Annotated in this window: 20 protein-coding genes; 8 read left to right on the top strand and 12 right to left on the bottom strand. The window is 40.0% G+C overall.

Features of this window, described 5'->3' with window-relative positions:
* The first annotated feature begins 113 nt into the window (after positions 1 to 113).
* Positions 114 to 614 (top strand): antitoxin Xre/MbcA/ParS toxin-binding domain-containing protein, encoded by a 501-nt coding sequence (locus AAFN64_RS13090; protein WP_347760744.1) that lies wholly within the window; start codon positions 114 to 116, stop codon positions 612 to 614.
* On the top strand, positions 614 to 1,090 hold the full coding sequence (locus AAFN64_RS13085) for an RES family NAD+ phosphorylase (protein ID WP_347760743.1): 477 nt from the start codon (positions 614 to 616) through the stop codon (positions 1,088 to 1,090). The genes AAFN64_RS13090 and AAFN64_RS13085 overlap by 1 nt, the downstream gene beginning before the upstream one ends.
* 184 nt (positions 1,091 to 1,274) lie before the next feature.
* Here the strand turns inward: AAFN64_RS13085 and AAFN64_RS13080 are convergent, their stop codons facing one another.
* Both AAFN64_RS13080 and AAFN64_RS13075 read right to left on the bottom strand, forming a co-directional pair.
* Positions 1,275 to 4,673, bottom strand: a complete 3,399-nt coding sequence (locus AAFN64_RS13080) for a T9SS type A sorting domain-containing protein (protein ID WP_347760742.1) — start codon at positions 4,671 to 4,673, stop codon at positions 1,275 to 1,277.
* Between the two features lie 658 nt (positions 4,674 to 5,331).
* Positions 5,332 to 6,390 (bottom strand): serine hydrolase domain-containing protein, encoded by a 1,059-nt coding sequence (locus AAFN64_RS13075; protein WP_347760741.1) that lies wholly within the window; start codon positions 6,388 to 6,390, stop codon positions 5,332 to 5,334.
* Positions 6,391 to 6,880: 490 nt separating this feature from the next.
* On the opposite strand from AAFN64_RS13075, the gene AAFN64_RS13070 reads away from it, so the two are divergent.
* Entirely contained in the window at positions 6,881 to 8,035 is a 1,155-nt protein-coding gene (locus AAFN64_RS13070; RefSeq protein WP_347760740.1) for an aspartyl protease family protein, read from the top strand.
* A gap of 44 nt (positions 8,036 to 8,079) precedes the next feature.
* Here AAFN64_RS13070 and AAFN64_RS13065 read toward each other — a convergent pair whose 3' ends face one another.
* Complete coding sequence (locus AAFN64_RS13065; RefSeq protein ID WP_347760739.1) at positions 8,080 to 9,555, bottom strand: PLP-dependent aminotransferase family protein; 1,476 nt, start codon at positions 9,553 to 9,555, stop codon at positions 8,080 to 8,082.
* A 70-nt stretch (positions 9,556 to 9,625) separates the two neighbouring features.
* Here AAFN64_RS13065 and AAFN64_RS13060 point away from each other — a divergent pair, with 70 nt between their 5' ends.
* From AAFN64_RS13060 to AAFN64_RS13050, 3 genes are all read left to right on the top strand, one after another.
* Positions 9,626 to 10,075 carry a GNAT family N-acetyltransferase gene (locus tag AAFN64_RS13060; RefSeq protein WP_347760738.1) on the top strand — a complete coding sequence of 150 codons (450 nt, stop codon included), beginning with the start codon at positions 9,626 to 9,628 and terminating at the stop codon, positions 10,073 to 10,075.
* A gap of 18 nt (positions 10,076 to 10,093) precedes the next feature.
* Complete coding sequence (locus tag AAFN64_RS13055) at positions 10,094 to 10,615, top strand: GNAT family N-acetyltransferase (protein ID WP_347760737.1); 522 nt, start codon at positions 10,094 to 10,096, stop codon at positions 10,613 to 10,615.
* A gap of 306 nt (positions 10,616 to 10,921) precedes the next feature.
* Complete coding sequence (locus tag AAFN64_RS13050) at positions 10,922 to 11,263, top strand: zinc ribbon domain-containing protein YjdM (RefSeq protein ID WP_300489809.1); 342 nt, start codon at positions 10,922 to 10,924, stop codon at positions 11,261 to 11,263.
* A 54-nt stretch (positions 11,264 to 11,317) separates the two neighbouring features.
* Here AAFN64_RS13050 and AAFN64_RS13045 read toward each other — a convergent pair whose 3' ends face one another.
* The 4 genes from AAFN64_RS13045 to AAFN64_RS13030 all read right to left on the bottom strand — a co-directional run bounded on the left by AAFN64_RS13045 (position 11,318) and on the right by AAFN64_RS13030 (position 15,084).
* Positions 11,318 to 11,731 (bottom strand): SRPBCC family protein, encoded by a 414-nt coding sequence (locus AAFN64_RS13045; protein ID WP_347760736.1) that lies wholly within the window; start codon positions 11,729 to 11,731, stop codon positions 11,318 to 11,320.
* Positions 11,732 to 11,733: 2 nt separating this feature from the next.
* Complete coding sequence (locus tag AAFN64_RS13040; RefSeq protein WP_300489803.1) at positions 11,734 to 12,237, bottom strand: SRPBCC domain-containing protein; 504 nt, start codon at positions 12,235 to 12,237, stop codon at positions 11,734 to 11,736.
* Positions 12,234 to 12,554, bottom strand: coding sequence for a metalloregulator ArsR/SmtB family transcription factor (locus tag AAFN64_RS13035; protein WP_347760735.1), 321 nt, complete (start codon positions 12,552 to 12,554; stop codon positions 12,234 to 12,236). Before AAFN64_RS13035 ends, AAFN64_RS13040 begins: the two co-directional genes overlap by 4 nt.
* A 157-nt stretch (positions 12,555 to 12,711) precedes the next feature.
* On the bottom strand, positions 12,712 to 15,084 hold the full coding sequence (locus AAFN64_RS13030) for an outer membrane beta-barrel family protein (RefSeq protein ID WP_347760734.1): 2,373 nt from the start codon (positions 15,082 to 15,084) through the stop codon (positions 12,712 to 12,714).
* Positions 15,085 to 15,177: 93 nt separating this feature from the next.
* On the opposite strand from AAFN64_RS13030, the gene AAFN64_RS13025 reads away from it, so the two are divergent.
* Together AAFN64_RS13025 and AAFN64_RS13020 are read left to right on the top strand one after the other, a co-directional pair.
* Positions 15,178 to 16,314 carry a histidine kinase gene (locus AAFN64_RS13025; RefSeq protein ID WP_300489796.1) on the top strand — a complete coding sequence of 379 codons (1,137 nt, stop codon included), beginning with the start codon at positions 15,178 to 15,180 and terminating at the stop codon, positions 16,312 to 16,314.
* Complete coding sequence (locus AAFN64_RS13020; RefSeq protein ID WP_347760733.1) at positions 16,311 to 17,036, top strand: LytTR family DNA-binding domain-containing protein; 726 nt, start codon at positions 16,311 to 16,313, stop codon at positions 17,034 to 17,036. Before AAFN64_RS13025 ends, AAFN64_RS13020 begins: the two co-directional genes overlap by 4 nt.
* 37 nt (positions 17,037 to 17,073) lie before the next feature.
* Here the strand turns inward: AAFN64_RS13020 and AAFN64_RS13015 are convergent, their stop codons facing one another.
* The 5 genes from AAFN64_RS13015 to murF all read right to left on the bottom strand — a co-directional run bounded on the left by AAFN64_RS13015 (position 17,074) and on the right by murF (position 21,777).
* Entirely contained in the window at positions 17,074 to 18,303 is a 1,230-nt protein-coding gene (locus AAFN64_RS13015) for a serine hydrolase domain-containing protein (protein WP_347760732.1), read from the bottom strand.
* Positions 18,304 to 18,453: 150 nt separating this feature from the next.
* Positions 18,454 to 19,047 (bottom strand): hypothetical protein, encoded by a 594-nt coding sequence (locus AAFN64_RS13010; RefSeq protein ID WP_347760731.1) that lies wholly within the window; start codon positions 19,045 to 19,047, stop codon positions 18,454 to 18,456.
* Entirely contained in the window at positions 19,034 to 19,540 is a 507-nt protein-coding gene (locus tag AAFN64_RS13005) for a sigma-70 family RNA polymerase sigma factor (RefSeq protein WP_347760730.1), read from the bottom strand. The genes AAFN64_RS13010 and AAFN64_RS13005 overlap by 14 nt, the downstream gene beginning before the upstream one ends.
* A gap of 2 nt (positions 19,541 to 19,542) precedes the next feature.
* Positions 19,543 to 20,394, bottom strand: a complete 852-nt coding sequence (locus AAFN64_RS13000) for an alpha/beta hydrolase (RefSeq protein ID WP_347760729.1) — start codon at positions 20,392 to 20,394, stop codon at positions 19,543 to 19,545.
* Positions 20,395 to 20,493: 99 nt separating this feature from the next.
* Positions 20,494 to 21,777, bottom strand: a complete 1,284-nt coding sequence (gene murF / locus AAFN64_RS12995) for a UDP-N-acetylmuramoyl-tripeptide--D-alanyl-D-alanine ligase (RefSeq protein ID WP_347760728.1) — start codon at positions 21,775 to 21,777, stop codon at positions 20,494 to 20,496.
* Positions 21,778 to 21,789 lie beyond the last annotated feature (12 nt).

Here is a 21,789-nt window from a genome sequence, read left to right as displayed (position 1 = left end):
CGCGCTATCTGGCTATAAAGTATTGGTTTGCCAGTAGTTATTTCCTTTTCTTTGTTCGAGTGTTTTGCTTTTGCAACAAAAATGCTGTATATTAGCAGTAAATTGATTGCATCATGGGAAAAGTCACAAATAAAACAAAGCCATTCGATACGAAAAGAAGTATTCAAAAGGCAACAGGGAAAACGAATCCTGGCAGACAGTTTTCGTTGCATTCTGATGGTAAAGAATACCGATGGAGTAATAGACTTGAACGCGTAGGGGTTATAAGAGCCGGTATTCCCTATGATTCTATTGAGATCATTAGCAGGAGACTTAATAATCCGGTAAAATCCGTCTTGGCTATGGTCGGAATTCCTCAGACGACTTATAATAAGAAAAAAAGTGAGCATTCGCTTTTAGACAGCAGAGATAGTGAACTGGTGATACTGATTAATGAATTAATCGATTTTGGACTGGAAGTTTTTAATAATGAAGAAGAAAAATTTCAGCGTTGGTTAAAGAAACCCAATGTATCCATCGGAGGAAATTCACCCGAAAGTATGCTGGATACCATCACAGGAATTAATGAAGTACGATTTAGTTTGAATCGTTTGGAATTTGGAAACTTAGCCTAATGATAGTATTCAGAATCGAACGTGAGAAATATCTGGATACGACACTCACCGGAATTGGCGCTTCAATGTCCGAAGGTTATCGATGGAATAGTCTAAATACTAAAATGGTTTATACTGCCGAATCGAGAGCACTGGCAACGTTGGAAGTGGCTGTTCATTTGGATTTGAGTGAAGATTTGCCGGAGGATCGTTGTTATGTTGAAATTGAAATACCGGATGAGGTCGTCATACAGGAAGTGGCTATAGACGATTTGCCGGACGATTGGAATTCAAAACCACCATCTCTGACAACTCAAATAATTGGAGATGATTTCGTATTTTATAATGAAGCCGCAATTTTAAAAGTTCCGAGTAGTATCGTCCCTCAGGAATATAACTATTTAATAAATCCCAATCATCCGGATGCATCAAAAATTAAAGTTTTAAATACTTCACAAATGACTTTTGATTCAAGGTTTAAAAGTGCAAAAAAATAAAACTACTGCTCGAAATTATGGCTGCAGGTTACTCACTCTCATCAACCACGACAAAAGTAAAATCGCAGCTGACAGCATATAGATAGCTACCTTCCCGACGAGTTCGATAATCATCCCTACCGGAGCCATAAAAAAAATCCCAAATTCCGATAAGAGTTTGGGATTTTGTAGTAAGCAATTGTTTTTATCGTTTTATAATTTTAATAATTTTTACAAGATCACCACTAGTTACCTTGACAAAGTAATTTCCTGATGGTAAATTAGAAAATTCGACTACTCCATCGTTCGCATTTATCGATTTGACATATACTTCCTGTCCCAATATATTACTTACACTTATAGTATTAATTGTACGGACATATTTAAGGTAAAGGACGTTCGAAGTTGGATTTGGATAAAAGCTAAATTGAGTATCATCAAAAGAATGCGTAGCCAATATAACGGAAACCGTTACTGGATATGGAGCACTGCTACAGCCTTGACTAGTCGTATTGACTGCGTAATAAGTAGTACCGTTCACCAAAGTTGTAGTGTCGTTCAACGGATTAGTATGCGATATTGCGTCCGATTCAGATGCATACCAGACAACAGTTGACGGACTGATAACAATATCAGAGGTTGTTGCATTGCCGGTTATTACTTGTGACGATTCACCAACTGGAGATTCCGAATTGTTTATGGTTAAATTTAATATCACCGTGTTCGTACATCCGGAAGCGTTAGTTGTAACATTGGTGTAGGTTCCGCTGGTTGTATAGGTGGTTCCGTTTTCAGTCCATGTATAACTATCACAAGCCGTTTCGGTAACGCTTGATGTCGTACTGTTATTAATAGTCAGGTTCAACGTTGCGGTGTTCGTACATCCGGAAGCATTAGTTGTAACATTGGTGTATGTTCCGCTGGTTGTATATGTGGTTCCGTTTTCAGTCCATGTATAACTATCACAAGCCGTTTCGGTAACGCTTGATGTCGTACTGTTATTAATAGTCAGGTTCAACGTTGCGGTGTTCGTACATCCGGAAGCATTAGTTGTAACATTGGTGTAGGTTCCGCTGGTTGTATAAGTGGTACCATTTTCAGCCCATGTATAACTGTCACAAGCCGTTGCTGTAACGTTTGATGTCGTACTGTTGTTAATTGTTAGGTTCAACGTTGAGGTGTTCGTACATCCGGAAGCATTAGTTGTAACATTGGTGTAAGTTCCGCTCGTTGTATAGGTGGTTCCATTTTCAGCCCATGTATAACTATCACAAGCCGTTTCGGTAACGCTTGATGTCGTACTGTTATTAATTGTAAGGTTTAGCGTTGCGGTGTTTGTACATCCGGAAGTATTAGTTGTAACATTGGTATAGGTTCCGCTGGTTGTATAGGTGGTACCATTTTCAGCCCATGTATAACTGTCACAAGCCGTTGCTGTAACGTTTGATGTCGTACTGTTGTTAATTGTTAGGTTCAACGTTGCGGTGTTCGTACATCCGGAAGCATTAGTTGTAACATTGGTGTAGGTTCCGCTTGTTGTATAAGTGGTACCATTTTCAGCCCATGTATAACTGTCACAAGCCGTTGCTGTAACGTTTGATGTCGTACTGTTGTTAATTGTTAGGTTCAACGTTGCGGTGTTTGTACATCCGGAAGCATTAGTTGTAACATTGGTGTAGGTTCCGCTGGTTGTATAGGTGGTTCCATTTTCCGCCCAGGTATAACTGTCACAAGCTGTTTCGGCAACGCTTGATGTCGTACTGTTATTGATCGTAAGGTTTAGCGTTGCGGTGTTCGTACATCCGGAAGCATTAGTTGTAACATTGGTGTAGGTTCCGCTGGTTGTATAAGTGGTACCATTTTCAGCCCATGTATAACTGTCACAAGCCGTTGCTGTAACGTTTGATGTCGTACTGTTGTTAATTGTTAGGTTCAACGTTGAGGTGTTCGTACATCCGGAAGCATTAGTTGTAACATTGGTGTAAGTTCCGCTCGTTGTATATGTGGTACCATTTTCAGCCCATGTATAACTGTCACAAGCTGTTTCGGCAACGCTTGATGTCGTACTGTTATTGATCGTAAGGTTTAGCGTTGCGGTGTTTGTACATCCGGAAGCATTAGTTGTAACATTGGTGTAGGTTCCGCTGGTTGTATATGTGGTTCCATTTTCCGCCCATGTATAACTGTCACAAGCCGTTTGGGTAACGTTTGATGTCGTACTGTTATTGATCGTAAGGTTTAGCGTTGCGGTGTTCGTACATCCGGAAGTGTTCGTTGTAACGTTAGTGTAGGTTCCGCTGGTTGTATATGTGGTTCCATTTTCCGCCCATGTATAACTATCACAAGCCGTTGCTGAGTTCGTCGTTGCTGTGCTATGGTTGATTGTCAAATGTAATTCATTATTGGTCGCCGAATTGATATAGGTTCCGCTTACAGTGTAAGTTATTCCAGTATCTGCCCATGTATAACTGTCACAAGCGGTTTCAGTTATGCTCGTACTTCCCGGACAGATAATGAATGTTGGTACTTGTAGTTGTGCCGTAAGCCCGTCACCCAATTGCGAGTAATTGTTATAGCCCCAGGCCCAGAATGAACCATCATTTTTTATAGCTCCGGCAAATAGTGAACTTGTACCTACTGAAATGGTACGCCAGTCATTTCCAGTACCAATTTGGGTAGGAATCAATACATTCGCAGTGCTTGCTCCTAAGCCCAATTGGTGGTAAGTACCTTGTCCCCACGACCATATCGTACCATCCGTTCTTCTGCCAATACTGAAGAAAAAGCCTGCTTTAGCACTTTCCCAGTTGTTGTCAGTTCCCACTTGCGTAGGTAATGAGCCTCCGGAAGTAGTACCGTTGCCTAATTGGCCACGCCCGTTTGTTCCCCATGCCCAAAGTGTTCCATCCGTTTTTACGGCTAAGGTATGGCTTACACCACGACTAACGCTCTTCCAATTGGTGTCTGTTCCAAGCTGAACAGGTGAATATTTGTCGGCGGTCGTACCATCACCAACCTGACTGCCTTCGCCCCAACCCCAAAGTGTACCATCTGTTTTTACAGCGATTGTAACATTGCTTCCTGCAGAAACACTCTTCCAGCCCGTTCCGATTAATTTGGGAGCGATCCTGTTGGTGCTGCTACCGTCACCTAACTGGCCATGATCGTTGAGTCCCCAGGCATACATGGTTCCATCATTTGTAATTGCCACCGTATGATCATATCCTGCCGCTACACTAGACCAGGTGTTACTTGAGGATATTTGAGTTGGGATGGTTTTGTTAGTGGTATTGTTAAGTCCTAACTGGCCGCTGGCATTAAAGCCCCACGTCCAGAGCGACCCATCTGCTTTTATCGCTGCTGTATGGAATTGCCCGCCTTCTATACTTTGCCAGTTTGAGGCAGTACCGACCTGAGTTTTTACCGGAGTATTGACAAGATTGCCGATCCCCAATTGGCCGTAGTTATTTCTACCCCAAGCCCAAAGCGTTCCATCTGTTTTGATCACAAAAGTGCTGGATGATCCTGCGCCGGCCTTTTGAATACATTGCGCTGACAATTTTAGACTTAGTAACACTAATAAAATTGTAATTATTCTTTTCATATTTGTTATTGCGGGTTAATTAATTTACGATTGATATTACTATTTGAAAATCAACAATAAGTTGTTTGCTTAGTGCTTTGTGAATTATAAATTTTCGATGGTAAACCTGTCATTTTCATTGAACTTCTTTATACAGTTGGCACAAAGTAGTGGCGTAATGTCGATATTGGTCAGATTGTAAATCGAAATCATAAATTCAATTGAATATTCAAGGAAGTATTCCTGTATTTTAATGTGTTTTAGCAATATTCGTCTACTTCGATTAATGACTAGATTCGTTATTTTATTCTTTGCACATTAAAAACGATAATCACCAAATCACACAAAGACGGTGCAATGATAGTTCAAAAGCAAGAAAAAACTTGAGCCAATGAACAAGTGCGACCTATAGGTGGATAACTGTAAACTATTACGGGATATTCGTTCTTTCGGGATATGTTTTGAAAATAAAAAACTCCGGATGTTGCTACTGCAATAACCGAGTTATTTAGGGGGCTAGCAATTATAATAAAATTCGAGGCTCTTAAATTTTAAACTTTTTAATGTATTGAATAAGGAGGACTACAACAAGTATTCAAACTCCTGATAGCCTACAAAATTTAAAAACTCCAAAGTCGAAAGATTTTGGAGTTTTTTGTTTTTATAGATTCGGCCAATTTTATTTCTGAATCGTTTGAGAAATTGTATTAAACAGATTTTGTCGCATTTTGGAATTCCGTTGATCCAGAAGTAATATTGCGCCCCAGTTTTGAGTTCTGTTATAAAATATAATTGACGACTGTCCCATCGAATCTCCGGATTTTAAATAGATCGTGTTTTTGTCATCGGTTATGATATTAGTACCTAATCCCATTTCCCGATTCTGATCTTTATAGGTTATTTTTTCGGTAAGTAGTGCCGCTTTCCCGATTGCTGTCTCACTGTTTAATAGGGCTTTTAAATAAGAAACCATATCGGAAGCATTCGATTTTACCAAACCGGCTGATGCTGTGATATTCCATTCCATAAATTCCTGAATGCCACCATCAGGATTATGACCGGTTGTACGGTTTTTTACATTAAAATCTTTTGTCAGTGTATTGGTCATTTTTAATGGGGTTATTATTTTGGTTCGGATAATCGCATCATAACTTTTGCCATATACATTTTCCAGTATCTGCCCAAGTAAAGTATAACCAATGGTAGAATAACGATACTTTCCATAATCGGTTAACGTTGTACAATTATTGATCAATGATGTTAGTGTCTGTTCGTTGACGTTGCTCATGGGTTGTTGTGGATTGCGTTCGATTAGCGTTTTAAAATCGATATCGGGTAATCCGGATTGATGTGAAGCAAGATCCGAAATCGTTATTTTATTGGTAATGTTTTTATGCAGTTTATATTCTTTTGGAAGGTACCCGTCGATATGATCATCCAACTTTATTTTATGTTCTATAACGGCTTGTGCGATTAAATTTGACGTTAGAATTTTTGTAATCGAAGCAATTTCAAATACGGAGTTTTTATTGATTTTGTCCTGACTTTCACTATTTAGATGGCCATAAGAAGTATAATATTCTTTATTGTCTTGGATCAAACCGAAACTAATACCGACACCTGGGTTTTTCTGATAATTATCCTGTAGTAGCGAATCAATCTTTTTGGTGATGTCTTGTCCAAAAGAAATGTTGCAGATCAATACTAGTGCTGTTACTAATTGTAATGAAGTTCTCATTGTACCGTGTTTTTAGGTTAAAAAATATTTCGGTACAAAGATGTGGGTGAAATAATGATTGTGCGACCGAATACGCATAGTCGTACGCATTTGTTTTAAAAAATAAGTACGAATAGTCTATAATAGAAGTACGAGTAATTACAAGGTGTTGTTTTATAGTTGTTTACGATAGTTGGTCGGAGTGTGATCGGTGTATTTTTTAAAGACGGTATTAAAAGAAGATTTGAAATTAAAACCGACTTCGTATAGAAATTCAGAAATGGGGACTTTACTTTTCGTGTCATCTTTAAAAATTTTTACGGCAGATTCGTAGCTTTTTCAAAGTGAAAAGGAATCGTTTTTTCGTACTTTTATTTTTCACGGCTTTATTATCCGGAACTAAAAAAACGGTTACCTATTGATGTTAAAACAGTGTTTAAATATTTCTCTGACGTGTGACTTGTTCTATATTTGTGCGAAATCATCAATCATTAAACGCAGTTAAAATCAAATGAAACACTACTATCTTACGCTTCTTCTGCTGTTTTCGGCTTATGGCTTTTCGCAAAACCGATTACCGGTTATCAAAGCGAATACCAAAACAGCAACAATTCAGGAAGTCGGACAACCTCTAAAGAAATGGAATTTAAGTCCGCAGATTAAAATCGATGCCTTTACAACCAATAAGTTGATAAAACCGGTTGTGATAAAATTTAAAACGGATATCGATTCCATTAGTTTTAAACTAAAACCCGGACAACAAAAAGATTTTATTGTTTTGCTCAATGGAAAGGATTCCTGTTATACGCGGATTCAAAGTCCCGAATTGAAAAATTTTAACCGGGTAAAACCGGAAGTTCACGATACGATTCCGTTTGCGATCAATAAGCATAACACCAATTCGATTAAAGTGGTGTTAAACCAAATGGATACGTTAAACCTGAATTTCGATTCGGGTGCGACAGAATTGGTGCTGATTGAAGAAGCCTTAAAAAACAAGGTGAAAAGTAAACTGGATCTGTATAATACACTGCATGATATTAAAGTTGGAAGCAGAACCTACAAATCGAAGGTTTACGATATCCAATTGGCAGGCCATGGTGTCGATGGTCTTTTAGGCTGGGATAATTTTGACGGTTATATTGTTGAGCTCAATTACGATAAAAATATCATGGTAGTGCATTCAAAACTGCCAAAAGCCGTAAAACAGAACAAAGCGATTGACAAGTTTAAAATGAAATATTTTAATCAGGTATTTTATATCGAAGGCGAGATAACGCAAGGAAAGACGACCGTAAAAGACTGGTTTATGTTTGATACCGGATACCAGAAAACGGTTGTCTTGGATAATGATCTTTTAAACAAGGCAAAATTCCCGGTCGCGGAAATGGCGGTAATTCGTACGGATACGCTTCTTGGTATCATGAAAAATAAGATCCCGGTGGTAACTTCCAATTTGGAAAGTCTGAAACTGGGCAAAAACGAACTGAAAAATGTACCCGCTCAGATTTTAACGACCAACAAACCGGTACGCGGTGCCAATGTTCATATTTTAGGGAGTGATGTTTTAAAACGATTTAATACGTTTTTTGACTTTCAGGAAAACGTAGTTTATTTGCAGCCGAATCATTTGTATGAGGTTCCCTATATTGAGAAAGCATCCTGATTTCAATTACAAAAAACGACCCATATCGAGGTCGTTTTTTGTTTTTATAGTATTTTTTTAAGGATCTCCACGCTGCGGATCAATTCGTCTTTCGCTGCCGAAGCAAAACCCAATCGGATCGAATTGGTGCAGTAATCCGGATATCGATGTGTTTTTCCATCGGATAGTAATAAACCTTTTTGTAGTGCTTTTTGAGCCAAAGATTCCAGATTGATGGAATCGGCAAAAGTTGTCCAAACCGTCATGCCGCCTTCCGGAATGGAAAACGTTACAGCATCGGATAATTGATCCGTAAGTAAATCACAAAATAAATCCCGTCGTTCTTCATAAACGGCAATCGCCTTTCGCGTATAGCGCTGTAGTGTTCCGTCCTGTAAAATAGTAGCCATCGCATTGTCGAGCATATGATCACCCTGCCGATCCAGTAAAATCCGAACCTGCGCCAAATGTTCGATCACGTTTTCCGGACCTACCAGATAGCCCATTCGAAAAGCTGGCGAAAAACTTTTACTAAAAGAGCCGCAATAAATTACCATTCCATTTTCATCGGCACTGGCTAAAGGTAATAATGGGCGGTGTTTGTAATGGAAATCAAAATCATAGTCGTCTTCAAAAATGATAAAGCCGTATTCATTGGCCAGTCGTAATAACTCCAAACGCCGGTCAATACGTAGGGAGACGGTTGTTGGGTAATGATGATGCGGAGTCACATAAACCATTCGTACTTTTTGTGTCCGACATATTTCTTTTAGTGCCTCTACAACAATACCGTGTTCGTCAACCGGAATGCCGATATGCCGCGCTCCGGCATGAAGAAAATTATGATCGGCTCTTTTCCAGCCCGGAATCCCGGAAACCACCACATCACCGGGACGAATCAGAGCGGTACAAACCAGATTGATACCCATTAAGGTTCCCCGAACGGAAAGAATATTCTGAGCCGTTGTTTTTAAACCACGTGTCGTGTTGAGGTAATCCGATAAGGTTTCCCGGTAATATTGCGGACCGGCCGGATTGTTATAACTGCCAAACCGGTGGTAAAGCCCGCCACGCGTAAGCTGGTTGCGATAGGCGCGGTATAGTTCTTTTAATGGAGCAAGACTCGGATCGGGATAACCATCGTCCAGATGAAGCTCCGGAATAAAGATGTCGGTAGCCTTATCCGGGTAGTTTTGAAAAGGAATACGAAACCCCGCTTTTTTCATAGTCGGATTCCGACTACCGGTTAGTGTTTCCGGTTCATGGTCTACAAGATGTGTCGAAATAAAAGTTCCCCGGCCGACAAAACTTTCCAGCCATCCTTGCATTTGCAGCTCTTCATACGCCTTACCCACGGTAATTCGATTAATCTGTAGTAGTCCGGCAAGATCCCTTGTGGAAGGTAGTTTCTGACCCGAACGGAGTTTTCCGGTTTTGATACAATCGAGCAGGATATCGGCCAGTTGTAGGTATACCGGACGTGTTATAGAATGATCAAGAGACAGGTTTTCGAATAACGAATACAATATTGGACTATTCATAATAATAGTATTGGATGATAAAGATAAGCCAATGATAATTTAGTTTTGGCATAACAAAAGAATAATTGCGATGGATTATAAAATACGGGAATGCCAAGCAGACGATCTCGATACCTTGATTGTCTTATGTGCGAAACATGCCGATTACGAACGGGCTACGTATGAGGCTCGTGGTAAAAAGGAAAAACTGGATGCCGCTCTTTTTTCGGACAACAAAAAGCTATACGGTATTGTAGCGGAAGTTGCCGGTGAAGTGATCGGTTATGCGACTTATACGTTTGATTTTTCCACTTGGAAAGCGCAAAAGTTTATTTATCTGGATTGTTTGTATCTGGAAGAAGCGTATCGTAATTTTGGAATCGGACATGCTTTAATGGAAAAAGTGATCGAAATCGGGCAAACCGAAAATTGTATCAATATGCAATGGCAAACTCCGGATTTTAACGAAAAAGCCATCCGTTTTTATAAGCGTATCGGCGGAATTGGGAAAGAAAAAGTACGGTTTACACTACCGTTATAAATACAAAAAGCAAATAGTATGGAAAAGATAATGATTCGCGAAATTACGCTTCAGGATATGGAAGTATGGCAAGCCTTGGCAAAAGAGACGTTTTTTGAAACGTTTTCGGAAAATAATTCCGCGGAAAACATGGCACAGTATCTCGAAAATAGTTTTAATATTCCAAGGTTAACGACCGAATTAAACAATCCGGATTCGCAGTTTTTTATGGCTTGGGATGGTACCACAGCGGTGGGTTATCTAAAGTTGAATTCCGGAAAAGCACAAACCGAATTACAGGATGATACGGCTCTTGAAATCGAACGTATTTATGTGAAAAGCAGCTACCACGGACAAAAAGTCGGACAGTTGCTGTATGAAAAAGCATTGGAAACGGCTCAAAAAGAACATAAAAACTATGTTTGGTTAGCGGTATGGGAAGAAAATCACAGGGCCATTCGATTTTATACCAAAAACGGATTCGTGGCTTTTGATACCCATATTTTTAGATTGGGTAATGAGGAACAAACCGATATCATGATGAAAAAGGTTTTGGAGTAAGATCAGTTCTCATCCATTATAAGGACCGTTTTTATAACTCTGCATTCGTGCGGGGTTCATTTTTTATCCCGTTTTGCTTCGCTATTCATTACATTCAAATTTGTAAAATCTGTTTTTGTTTATCAATTCCGGAAGATATCGGGAAAATTAGTATGTAGTTTGAGGTAAAATGCTAATTTTGCGGAATACACACTAAAGTTGTTAAACCGGAAAGTGTTTTTTAGAAGATAAACAATAAATGGATAGCGTAATTGCTATTATTGCAAATAATGGCAATACGGATTTTTAATAAGTAACGAAACGATTATGTCTGACGAAATGAAAACATGTCCGCAATGCGGATCACCTTATGGGTATTATTTAAACGATTTGGCCTATGCCTGTCCGGAATGTACACACGAATGGAATCCTGCCGAGGTAGGATCGCAAGATGTTCTGGTAATAAAAGATTCGAATGGGAATATTTTACAGGATGGTGATGCGGTTATTGTAATTAAAGACCTACCGGTTAAAGGAGCAAAAGGGCCAATCAAAGCGGGAACCAAAGTGAAAAATATCCGTCTTACCGATGGTGATCATAACATCGACTGTAAAATCGATGGCTTTGGCGCAATGGCATTAAAGTCGGAATTTGTTCGAAAAGCATAATATGTAAGCCTGATTATATACAAAGGACATACTATCGAGTATGTCCTTTTTTATTTAATGACTTTCGGCATATTTTTTAAAGTTGTTTAAAATGGCCTGCCATCCGTTTTGTTGCATTTCAATTGGATTTTGATTTTCCGGATCGAAAGCGATCACAAGATCGGTAGCGGTATCATTTTCATGGAATGTAACGGTTACTTGTCGGCCGTCGGGCATCGTATAGGTAAAATCTTTTCCATCGTTGATTTCGTCATAAGTCGCTTCAAATTCAAACCCGAAGCTTCCGTCCCGTGCTTCCATTCGGGCGCTATAGGTACCGCCAACCTGCATGTTGTTTGATGCTTTTGGACAATGCCAGGATGGATCGGCAAAGTTCCATTGCGTAATATGTTCCGGTTGAGTGTAGTAGTTCCACACTTTGTTTTTATCGGCTAAAATAGTAGCGTTAATTGTGATTTTATCGGCCATAATTATCGGTTTAAGAGTAGTAGTAATTCGTCTAGTTTTTCAAGGGTTGCGATCATACCCGGTTCCATACCCATTTGGATTACGGTTTCCAGATCGGATAGGGATTTATAGGTTACAATGGTTTCCACCAGTGTATTGTTGCCTTTGTCGGTAAAGTTAACCAGCCAGTCGGAACTCGGAAGCTCTTTATTAAGGTCACCGGCTTCGTTCGCAAAAGCATCCCAGGCCGTATAATAATCGATCGGTTTGATTTTCTGATATGCCATCCAGTTCCAATATTCGGTACCGTTTGGTTCGATCATGGCATAGTGCCAGTGGCCGCCTTCACTAAAATCCATGGCTTTGGTTTTGGTGGTTAACGGTTTTGGCGCAAACCATTGATCCAATAATTCACTTTTGGTATAACAGTCCCATACCAATTGACGGTTGGCCATAAACTCCCGTCTGATTGTCAATGTGTTTTTTTCCTTGTCGGCAAGGAAGTCGAATTGCAGGTTGTGTTTCATTTTTGTTGGTTTTTAAGGTGGTCTAATAGGTTGTCAAGTTGTTCGAATCGGCTTTCCCAAATCGTACGGAATTGTTCCAGCCATTGATCAATTTCTTTCATCTTGTCGATTTCAAGCTGGTAATAAATTTCCCGTCCCAGTTGTTCCTGTTTTAACAATTGACATTCGGCTAGTATTTTCAGGTGTTTCGAAACAGCTTGCCGTGTCGTGTTAAAATGTTCGGCTATCGCATTGGGTGTCATTGCTTGTACGGCAATCAATGTGAGTATGGCTCTTCGGGTCGGGTCAGCAATGGCTTGAAATATATCGCGTCGCATAGTCTTTTCTTTTTTATGTGAAACCAATCAGTTGCAAATATATATGAAACTATTCGGTTGCACAAATATTTTGAAACAAAAAATCAAATGACATAAAAAAACCAGCCGGATTTCCGGGCTGGTTATTAGGGATTTACTATAAAAACAGGAGGATTGTTTACATTCGGTTGGTTTCTTCATTGAGCGAAGCGGCTTTGATCGATTTGGATTTTCCACCGCCAAAATAATAGGTTGCCTGCAGATAAAAGCGTCGGGTTTCCCATCGGTTTGTCCAATCGGTGGTCACATACTGAAGTTGTGTGACATGGTGGTAAAAACTTTTTTTCAGAATATTAGTACAGCCGCCAGATAACTGTAGCGTTTTGTTGAACAGGTTTTTTTTGGCCGATACGCTAAAGTCGCCAATGGCTTTCGAATATCCGTTTGGTGAGGTCGAACGTCCGGCATAAAATCCGTTTATGTTGAGTGTCCAATCTTTAAAAGTGAAGTTTTCATACAAATTGATTTCGTGACGGAAACCGTGACCCTGATATAAAAATCCGGGAATTTCCGATGATTCACTACTGTAGGTGCCCTCAAAATTGAATTGCATTGTCCACCACGGTGCTACCTGATACGGATAGGTGGCCGAAAATCCGATTTTCTTCCCGGTTGACGCATTGGCTTTGTAGTTGATGTTGTAGTTTTCTTCCGGTTGATAGGCGATCACATCGGTAAAGCCATTGTTGTAAAAATAGCCATAGAGACTTAAATTTAGGGCGCTTTTATAAATATAGCTCAACTGAAGACTGTGGTAATACTCTGGTTTTAAAGCCGGATTTCCTTTTTGAAGCGTATAGGCATCCAGGTATAAATAATACGGATTTAAGGATAAATAACCCGGTCGGCCAATACGGCGGCTGTAGCTCAATTGGTATTGGTTGTTCTCTTTTTTATAATTGATGGAAAAAGAGGGAAAGAGGTTGGTGTAACGGTTCGAATTGGATTGATGATTGATGGGAGAGCTGGCTTCATACTGAAAATACTCAGCGCGAAGTCCGGCCATAAGATTCCATTTGCCCAGACTAAGGTCCACTTGCGCATAGGCAGACGTAAGGTGTTCTTTATATACAAAATTATTGATCAAAAGACTGTCGGGTATGATGGATAAACTGCTGTTATGGGCATCGTAACCATTATAATAATCCATATGGATATAGGAATATTTAAGTCCGCTTTCCAGATATAGTTTTTGCGCCAGACGCTGACGAAGATCGGCCTGTGTGGTAACGATTGTATACTTGGTTGTATTGGTACCGTTGAGTTGCATATAGGAATTGTCGGCATAATCATTCCGTTGAAAACCGGATGACGAAGTGGTATAGCGCGCCAAATTCGCCTGTATATCCAGTTTGGTCGTCGTACTGTCGGTCACAAAACTGTAAAAAGCATTTCCGGTTAATCGTTCGGAGGGTTTTTGTTCGTGTTTGCTTAGGTTTACGGTAGTCACGGGAGCGCCATTCAGAAATTCGTAGGTAGCGCCATAGGTGTTTTCATCAGCATCGGAACGGGAATAGGACCAATCCGTACTGATCAGTTGTCTTTCACTAAGTTTACGCTCCACAGCAAGGTTAAGGCTTTTGGACACGGTTTCCGGTCGCCATTTATTATATTGATCAATAACACGGTTACCTTCCGGAGCGATAATGTCCTGTCGGATATGACGGTGGTTTACAGAGTTACCTTTATAATAGGATGCGTTTCCGCTAATATTCCATAACGAATCGCTATAATAGATCCGACTACCGTATTGGTGTTTAAAATATTCACCGTACGATGCCCAGGCATACGCATTTCCGTTTAGGTGTTTTTCTTTTTTCCGTTTTAAGATAATGTTGATAATACCAGCGGTTCCAGATGCATCATAACGCGCCGACGGTTGGGCGATGATTTCAACGGATGCAATATCGTCGCCTTTTAACGATCGGATGTATTCGCGAAGCGCTTCCCCTTGAAGGGCGCTTTTCTTTCCGTTGATCATAATCTGAATGTCACCATTCCCGCGGAAAAGCAGGTTATCGTCTTTATCGAGTTGAATACCGGGAACCTGACGTAAGGTTTCAAGACCGTTATTACCCAGTCCGATGCCAGCCATATCGATGTTGAAAATCATTTTGTCTCCTTTCATGGTAATGGCATTTTGTTTGGCCTTAACGATTACTTCGTTTAGGGTTGTATTGACAGCCGGTTGTAGGATCGCTTTTAAGTGAAGCGGAAAATCCCGGGCCGTTATTTTTTGACTATAGTCGTCATAACCCATATACCGTATGGTGAGTGTACCGCTATAAAATGTTTCGGAGATAGCAAGGCTAAAGTTTCCCTGCTCGTCGGTATGTGCGGATAGTATATTTTTTTGTAAGGTATCTGTTACGAATATCGAGGCGAAGGGAAGGGATTCACCCTTGGAATCGGAGGCATTTCCGGTAATTTTTTGTGCTGATAGAACAACGGGAATAAGTAAGAGGACAACTAAATAGTGAAATGATTTCATAGGCTGATTTTAATAGTACAAGAGTACGTTGCTTCGAAATGGCATTTCTCAAAAAAGGATAAAGTGTCACGATTGTCTTATAAACCGACGATTATGGCATATAAAAAATTTGGTTGTGTAAAACGGGTAGTTCGTATCGGATTTTCCGGGTTTTGTTGGATACCGTTTTCGGGCTATCCGGAAAAAACATACTTTAGCGGTATGTCTAAAAAAAGAGAAATACAGTATCATATTGTCTTTTGGGTCGTGGTGATGCTTCTGGATCATTTGCTGGAAGATATTATGAAGGATCGCAATAACGCTTTTTTCTGGAAAGCACTTCAGGGAACCGGATTTACGTTACTGCAAATGGTGATTTTTTATCTGAATTATTTGTGGGTTTGTCCGAAAACAATTCCTTATAAAAAATGGAAACTTTTTGCCCTATGTCAGTTGGGATTGTTTTTCCTGTTTCCGGCGCTGCGTTTTATAATCGAAGAAGTGATCATTTACCGGATTACCGGAAATCATAATTATGTGATGGAAGCACTTACGGTGGCTTATTATGTATATGATAATTCATATTATGTGATACGTACCTTGTTACTTAGTATTGTTGGCTATTTCCTGAAATACCTATGGACGACTAATGAGAAGATGAACCGCTTGCAGTTGGAAAAAAAGCAGGCCGAGTTACAAGTGCTTAAAAATCAGTTGAGCCCACATTTTTTATTTAATACGCTCAATAGTTTTTATTCGGATTTGTATGATACGCAGCCCAAAGTGGCCGAGGATGTTATGAAATTGTCTGAGATGTTGCGTTATGTGACGTATGAAAATGAAAACGATAGGGTATTGCTTCGCGATGAGGTAGTGTTTTTACAGCATTATATCGCGCTTTTTCAACGGCGTTTTGACGGAACAATTCCGGTAGAATACCATTATCCTGAGGAGTTAAAAGAATATCGAATTCCGTCGTTACTGCTGATTCATTTTGTAGAAAATGCCTTTAAACACGGAATTTTAGATGATCCAAACCATCCGATTGTATTTGATTTTACAATACAAAACGACCGACTGGTTTTCCGGGCCTCTAATAGCTATCGCAAAAGCCAGCATTATGATGTTAGCGGCATCGGACAAAAAAATATCGTACAACGACTTGCAATTCTGTTTCCGGATAATCATAGTTTACTCGTGGACCAACAGGAAAATACCTATACTGTCGTTTTAAATATTCCATTGTTATGATACAACAACCTATAACCTGTATAATTGTAGATGACGAACCACCGGCAATACGACTGCTGCAAAAATATGTGGAACAGTTACCCGGATTGGAATGTATCGGAACCGCAACCCGTGCCGTGGAAGCCTTGCATCTAATCGAACAACAGTTACCCGATATTGTTTTTCTGGATATTCAGATGCCGGATCTTACGGGTCTACAGCTTTCAGCTCTTATAAAAGGAAAGGTTAAGGTGGTGTTTACAACCGCTTATCCGCAATTTGCCGTGGAAGGTTTCGAACAGGATGCGGTTGATTATCTGTTAAAACCGGTAGCGTTTAACCGGTTTATTGGTGCTGTCGAAAAAGTGCGGAAAATTTCAGATTCATCAAAGCCAAAGTCCGTTGCCGAAACGGTACAGGAGGATTACTTTTTTATCAAAACGGATGGCAAAAATAGGTATAAACGGGTTCTTATAAATGAGATTTATTATATCGAGAGTATTAAGAATTACGTTGTGATTCATACCGGCGACGAGCAGGTGATTACCTATAATACCTTAAAATATTTTGAAGAGCATTTGCCGGAAGACCGGTTTGTGAAAATACATAAATCCTATATGGTGGCATTGGGAAAAATAGAAAAAACCGACACAAATGAAGTCTGGATTTTGAATAAAAGCTTACCGCTAGGGGATACTTATAAATCGGATTTTTTTAAAAGAGTACAGCAGTTTCTACTTTGATGTGATACAGCTTGTCACACCTGACAGGTGTAGCAGATTAGCGTCCCAAAGCGTCCCATATCTGATAAAACACCTGATTGCCTTCCGGAGTTGAAAAGTTGGTGTTAAACATCATGATGCGCCCGACACTGGTTTTCGGATCAAAAAACAGCATGGCCATAACGCCGGGATCGCCACCGGTATGACCAATATAGCCGGTATAACCAAAACCTATAAAAATACCGGTATTATACGATTCACTATACGGATTCTGAGTGTTTCGCTCGGTAAAGTGTTCGGCCGATAATTGTGGTTTAAAAAACTCACGATAACTTTCTTTGGATAGGATTTTACCGTTGCCATTATAACCCCGAATCAGTTCCTGTAGGTACTTGCTCAGATCGTCGATTGTGGTCATAAAACCACCATCCGGATACGAACTCATAGTGTAATAGGGAAGAAGTGTTTTCGGATCCTGATAATAACGCGACAAACGCGACAAATCTATAGCATCGAATTTCCAACCGGAGTTTTTGAGTTGTAAAGGAGTAAGAATGTGTTTTTGAGTGAAAACATCAAAAGGCTCTCCGGTGGCGCGTTCAATGATATAAGCGGCCAATGTTGTTCCGGTATTGGAGTATTCATATTGTGTGCCCGGTGCTTTGTTTAAAAAAGTGTCTGCCATATGCCATTTTCCATGAAAAGCCAGCATATCTCTTGTGAAAATATTCAATCCTACGGCCGATTCTGCCGGATTTAATATTTGGGTATCGTCAAATACTAAAGGCAAACCGTTTAGATTCTGATCGGGTTTTAGATAATAGTTTTTGCTTAAATAATTTTCGTTGTCCAGTATCGTCGAGGTATGAGTAGCCAATTGCCGGATGGTAATAGGAGTATTTAGGTAATAGGGGTTGATCACTTCAAAAGGAAGGTACCAGTTAACCTGATCGTCCAATCGGAGTTTGCCAAGTTCCTGGGCTTTTAGCAGTGCTATACCCACCAGTGTTTTGGATACGGAAGCAATGCTTTGAACGGTCTGTACGGTATAGGCTTTGCGTGTTTCCCGGTCGGCATATCCGAATCCGTTTTTAAAACGTACTCCCTGATCATCTACAATGGCAACACCAAATCCGTTAAAATAACCTTTGTCGTAAAGTTGTTGTAACCGATTGGTAAGGGAATCAGTCGCAGATTTACGGATAACGGTTGTTGTATTTTGTTTCGGTGCCGAACAGGAAACCGAAAACAGAATAATTGTTGCCAGAAGAAGGATAGATTTTTTCAAAAGGTCGAATATCAGGTTTTTACGAAGTTACAAAAATAATATTCACCCGATTTAATTTGATACATCTGACTTCGTTTGATACACCTGACAGGTTTCTAATACCTGTCAGGTGTGAAATGAAGGAAATAATGGAAATGATATGTTGCACTATTATTTCTCGTAATTCGCTTCGATTTCCTGTAATGCGGTAATAATACTTTCGGTTTTGGCATGTTCCTTACGGATGTATTTTTTGCCAATTATAAAATAGGCGATAAGCATCCAGGTAACATAGGATACAAGGGTAACGATTTTTACTGTGGTCGATAACGGTTGCATCACTTCTATAAAATAAAAAACGAAGGCGGTATTTAAAACGATATAATAAAGTTGTGTATAGGTTGTATTCACTTTTTGCTGAAAACGGTAAAAGTGTTGCATTCCCGTTAAAGCGACTTTTGGCGAAGCGGTTAAGTCAACTTTTCGAAGGGTGTTTATCTGATATAATCGCAAAGCGGAATACCCAAACATGGCAAAAAACATAAGCCCGATACCAATAAATGTGGTAACCTTTTTAAAAGCGATATTGTTAAAAATCACGGAAAGGAATACTATGGTAAGCATTAAAATAATAACCTGAATACCAATTTTCCGGGTCATGGATTGTTGTTCTTTTTTCGCTTTATTGATGATAACAGTAACATCAGGTAGCGCACCGGTACTTTGTTGTTGCCAGATTTCTTTTAGATTGTCAAACGCTTTCATATTTACTGTAAATGGTGTTTAATTGTTGTTTTATCCGGTGTATTTTTACGCGTAAATTGCCTTCCGTAATTCCGGTTGCTGCGGCAATTTCACTATAGGGAACATCTTCCAGTAACATTGTAATGATCAAACGATCGGATTCGTTAAGCTCGCTAATGCATTTGTAAAGCAACTGAATTTGCTGTTCTTTTTCATTGCTGTCGTCGTGGTCGATTGTTGCCAGTTCGGGTTTGAGTTCGTCGGTTTGTTTGTTTTTTTGCGAACGGATATGATAGAGGCAGGTGTTTACCGCTATCCGATAAATCCAGGTGCTAATTTGCGATTCGCCCCGGAATTTGCTCTGGTTTTGCCAGATCCGGATAAATACTTCCTGAAGCAAATCGTCGGCTTCCATATGGTTTCCGGTATATCCCAAACAGATACGGTGTATTTTGGCCGAGTAGGTCGCATACAATTCCCGGAATTGACTGTCTTGCTGTTGTTCTGTCGACACGCTTATTTTTGATTTAGAAAGTTGTCCATTGCGCTGTAAAACCATTCCGGAGCGTCGTACATAATAAAATGCTTACTGTCGGCGACCTTGATTGTCTTGTTTTTTAAAGCGGCATATTGCTCGTTATAGATTTTTTCGCTGTTTTCTTTAGTGCTAAAGATACTGGTTAAAATCAATACCGGACTTTTGATTTTTGCAATATCCGTACGAAGATCCGTTAACGACATTTCCACGATGGTCGATCCCAGAGTTGTACGATCGCTGGCAAAGCTCCATTCGGCAATTTGTTTGGCTCTTGTCGTATCGCGAACCTGATACAGCATCATTTGGGTCATATTGGCAACATAGTTGTCGTTCGGAATGGATTTGAAATTATTGATCACCGCTTCTTTGTTAAAACGTGGATCGTCTTTTAAAGAGGCTACCGTTGTTTCCGGTTTGGTCAGTGCCGAAATAAACGGAACGCCGTCGACGCAAACGATTTTACCAAAAAGATCCGGTTGAGAACTGCTTACCCATAACGCCATAAAAGCACCCAGACTATGACCGATCAGTATCGGTTTTTTTAATTTGTTGGTTTTGACATATTGAATCAATTGATCGTGTACGGTTTGCAACACCGGATCCTGAATCGGTTTTACACCGGCAAAACCGGCCAGTGTCAGGATATGCAATTGATAGTTGTTTTTTAAATGATCGGCGGTTTCTTTCCAAACAGCGCCACTGCAGGAATAACCCGGGATAAGAAGTATTGGTTGTCCTTTGCCAATCACTTTTACGTCGAAAGCCTGTTGTTGCGCAAAGCCAAATGTAAGGTTGAAAAGTAGGAATAAAGTAAGAATAGCATTTTTCATAATAACTGCGTTTTTAGATTTGTTTTCTTTTGATGCAGTTATGATGCGATTGTTACAAAAGGATATAAAAAAATCGCTGCTTTTTTTGCAGCGACCTTTTTATAATAGTTCCAGTGTTCGTTCGAGAGCCATTCCACGCGAACCTTTTATCAGGATCGTATGGGCTTTTGGGATCTCGTTTTGAAACGAATGGGTAAAATCGTCAAAGCTGGAAAAGAAATGCAAATGCGGTTGGTCGACTTTAGATGCAAAGAAATCTTTACCGATAAAATAGGTTTTGATTTCGGGTGTACGACTCACCAATGAAACGATGTTCTGATGTTCTTTTAGGCTTTCTGTTCCCAGTTCGAACATATCACCCAAAATGGCAATTTTCGATCCGTCTTCGAGCTGTGCGAAGTTTTCCAATGCTGCCGTCATACTACTTGGATTGGCATTATACGCATCCAGAATAATATGGTTTCCGTTTTTCTCAATTAGCTGCGAGCGGTTATTGCTCGGGATATAATTTTCGATAGCCGTTTTGATGGCTTCGGTAGCGACATTAAAATAGTTTCCAATACTGATGGCGGCATTGATGTTGTTGGCATTGTAAATCCCGATTAAGTGGGATTGTATCGTAATATCTTCAACCCCGATTTTGACCATCGGATTGGCCGAAACAGATTGAATCATAACATCACTATTCCCTTTTTGTGAGAAGGTATAACGGGTGAAGTTTTTTGTTTTTTCATCCTGAATAGGGTCGTCCAGGTTGACAAAAGCGGTTTTTTCGTGTTTTTCCAGATATTGGTACAACTCACTTTTTCCTTTGATCACGCCTTCCGTTCCGCCAAAACCTTCGAGGTGGGCTTTCCCGAAATTGGTAATATAACCGAAGTCCGGTTGGGCGATACGGCATAACATTTCAATTTCTTTCTGATGATTAGCGCCCATTTCAACGATTCCGATATCGGTGTCTTCATTAAACGACAAAAGCGTAAGCGGAACCCCAATGTGATTGTTGAGGTTGCCAATGGTGGCTTTGGTATTGTATTGCTGCGATAAAACAGCGTTGATCAGTTCTTTTGTGGTGGTTTTACCATTACTGCCGGTAAGCGCGATAATCGGCAAACCCAATTGGATACGGTGGTAGTTGGCCAATCCCTGTAGCGCTCTTAGGCTATCGGGAACCAAAAGCATTTTGTTTTCGTCGGTAAAGTATTTTTTATCGTCAATTACAACAAATAAGGCGCCTTTGGTAAGGGCTTCTGCGGCAAAGGTATTCGCGTCGAAGTTATCGCCTTTAAGGGCGAAAAACAACGAATTGGGTTCTATTTTTCGGGTGTCGGTACAAATGCTGGAACACTGTAAAAAACACTGGTAAAGTTCTTCTATTTTCATGTTGTGAAAGTA

This window comes from Flavobacterium sp. CAU 1735, assembly GCF_039888695.1.
Taxonomy (GTDB): Bacteria; Bacteroidota; Bacteroidia; order Flavobacteriales; family Flavobacteriaceae; genus Flavobacterium.
Note: the sequence above shows the minus strand (reverse complement) of the source record. Positions and strands in the feature narration are given on the sequence as shown.

Bases quoted from the DNA above. Each gene is read 5' to 3' on its own strand.
- AAFN64_RS13090 (WP_347760744.1), top strand. From the start codon at position 114: ATGGGAAAAGTCACAAATAAAACAAAGCCATTCGATACGAAAAGAAGT.
- AAFN64_RS13085 (WP_347760743.1), top strand. From the start codon at position 614: ATGATAGTATTCAGAATCGAACGTGAGAAATATCTGGATACGACACTC.
- AAFN64_RS13080 (WP_347760742.1), bottom strand. From the start codon at position 4,673: ATGAAAAGAATAATTACAATTTTATTAGTGTTACTAAGTCTAAAATTG.
- AAFN64_RS13075 (WP_347760741.1), bottom strand. From the start codon at position 6,390: ATGAGAACTTCATTACAATTAGTAACAGCACTAGTATTGATCTGCAAC.
- AAFN64_RS13070 (WP_347760740.1), top strand. From the start codon at position 6,881: ATGAAACACTACTATCTTACGCTTCTTCTGCTGTTTTCGGCTTATGGC.
- AAFN64_RS13065 (WP_347760739.1), bottom strand. From the start codon at position 9,555: ATGAATAGTCCAATATTGTATTCGTTATTCGAAAACCTGTCTCTTGAT.
- AAFN64_RS13060 (WP_347760738.1), top strand. From the start codon at position 9,626: ATGGATTATAAAATACGGGAATGCCAAGCAGACGATCTCGATACCTTG.
- AAFN64_RS13055 (WP_347760737.1), top strand. From the start codon at position 10,094: ATGGAAAAGATAATGATTCGCGAAATTACGCTTCAGGATATGGAAGTA.
- AAFN64_RS13050 (WP_300489809.1), top strand. From the start codon at position 10,922: ATGTCTGACGAAATGAAAACATGTCCGCAATGCGGATCACCTTATGGG.
- AAFN64_RS13045 (WP_347760736.1), bottom strand. From the start codon at position 11,731: ATGGCCGATAAAATCACAATTAACGCTACTATTTTAGCCGATAAAAAC.
- AAFN64_RS13040 (WP_300489803.1), bottom strand. From the start codon at position 12,237: ATGAAACACAACCTGCAATTCGACTTCCTTGCCGACAAGGAAAAAAAC.
- AAFN64_RS13035 (WP_347760735.1), bottom strand. From the start codon at position 12,554: ATGCGACGCGATATATTTCAAGCCATTGCTGACCCGACCCGAAGAGCC.
- AAFN64_RS13030 (WP_347760734.1), bottom strand. From the start codon at position 15,084: ATGAAATCATTTCACTATTTAGTTGTCCTCTTACTTATTCCCGTTGTT.
- AAFN64_RS13025 (WP_300489796.1), top strand. From the start codon at position 15,178: ATGGCATATAAAAAATTTGGTTGTGTAAAACGGGTAGTTCGTATCGGA.
- AAFN64_RS13020 (WP_347760733.1), top strand. From the start codon at position 16,311: ATGATACAACAACCTATAACCTGTATAATTGTAGATGACGAACCACCG.
- AAFN64_RS13010 (WP_347760731.1), bottom strand. From the start codon at position 19,047: ATGAAAGCGTTTGACAATCTAAAAGAAATCTGGCAACAACAAAGTACC.
- AAFN64_RS13000 (WP_347760729.1), bottom strand. From the start codon at position 20,394: ATGAAAAATGCTATTCTTACTTTATTCCTACTTTTCAACCTTACATTT.
- murF (WP_347760728.1), bottom strand. From the start codon at position 21,777: ATGAAAATAGAAGAACTTTACCAGTGTTTTTTACAGTGTTCCAGCATT.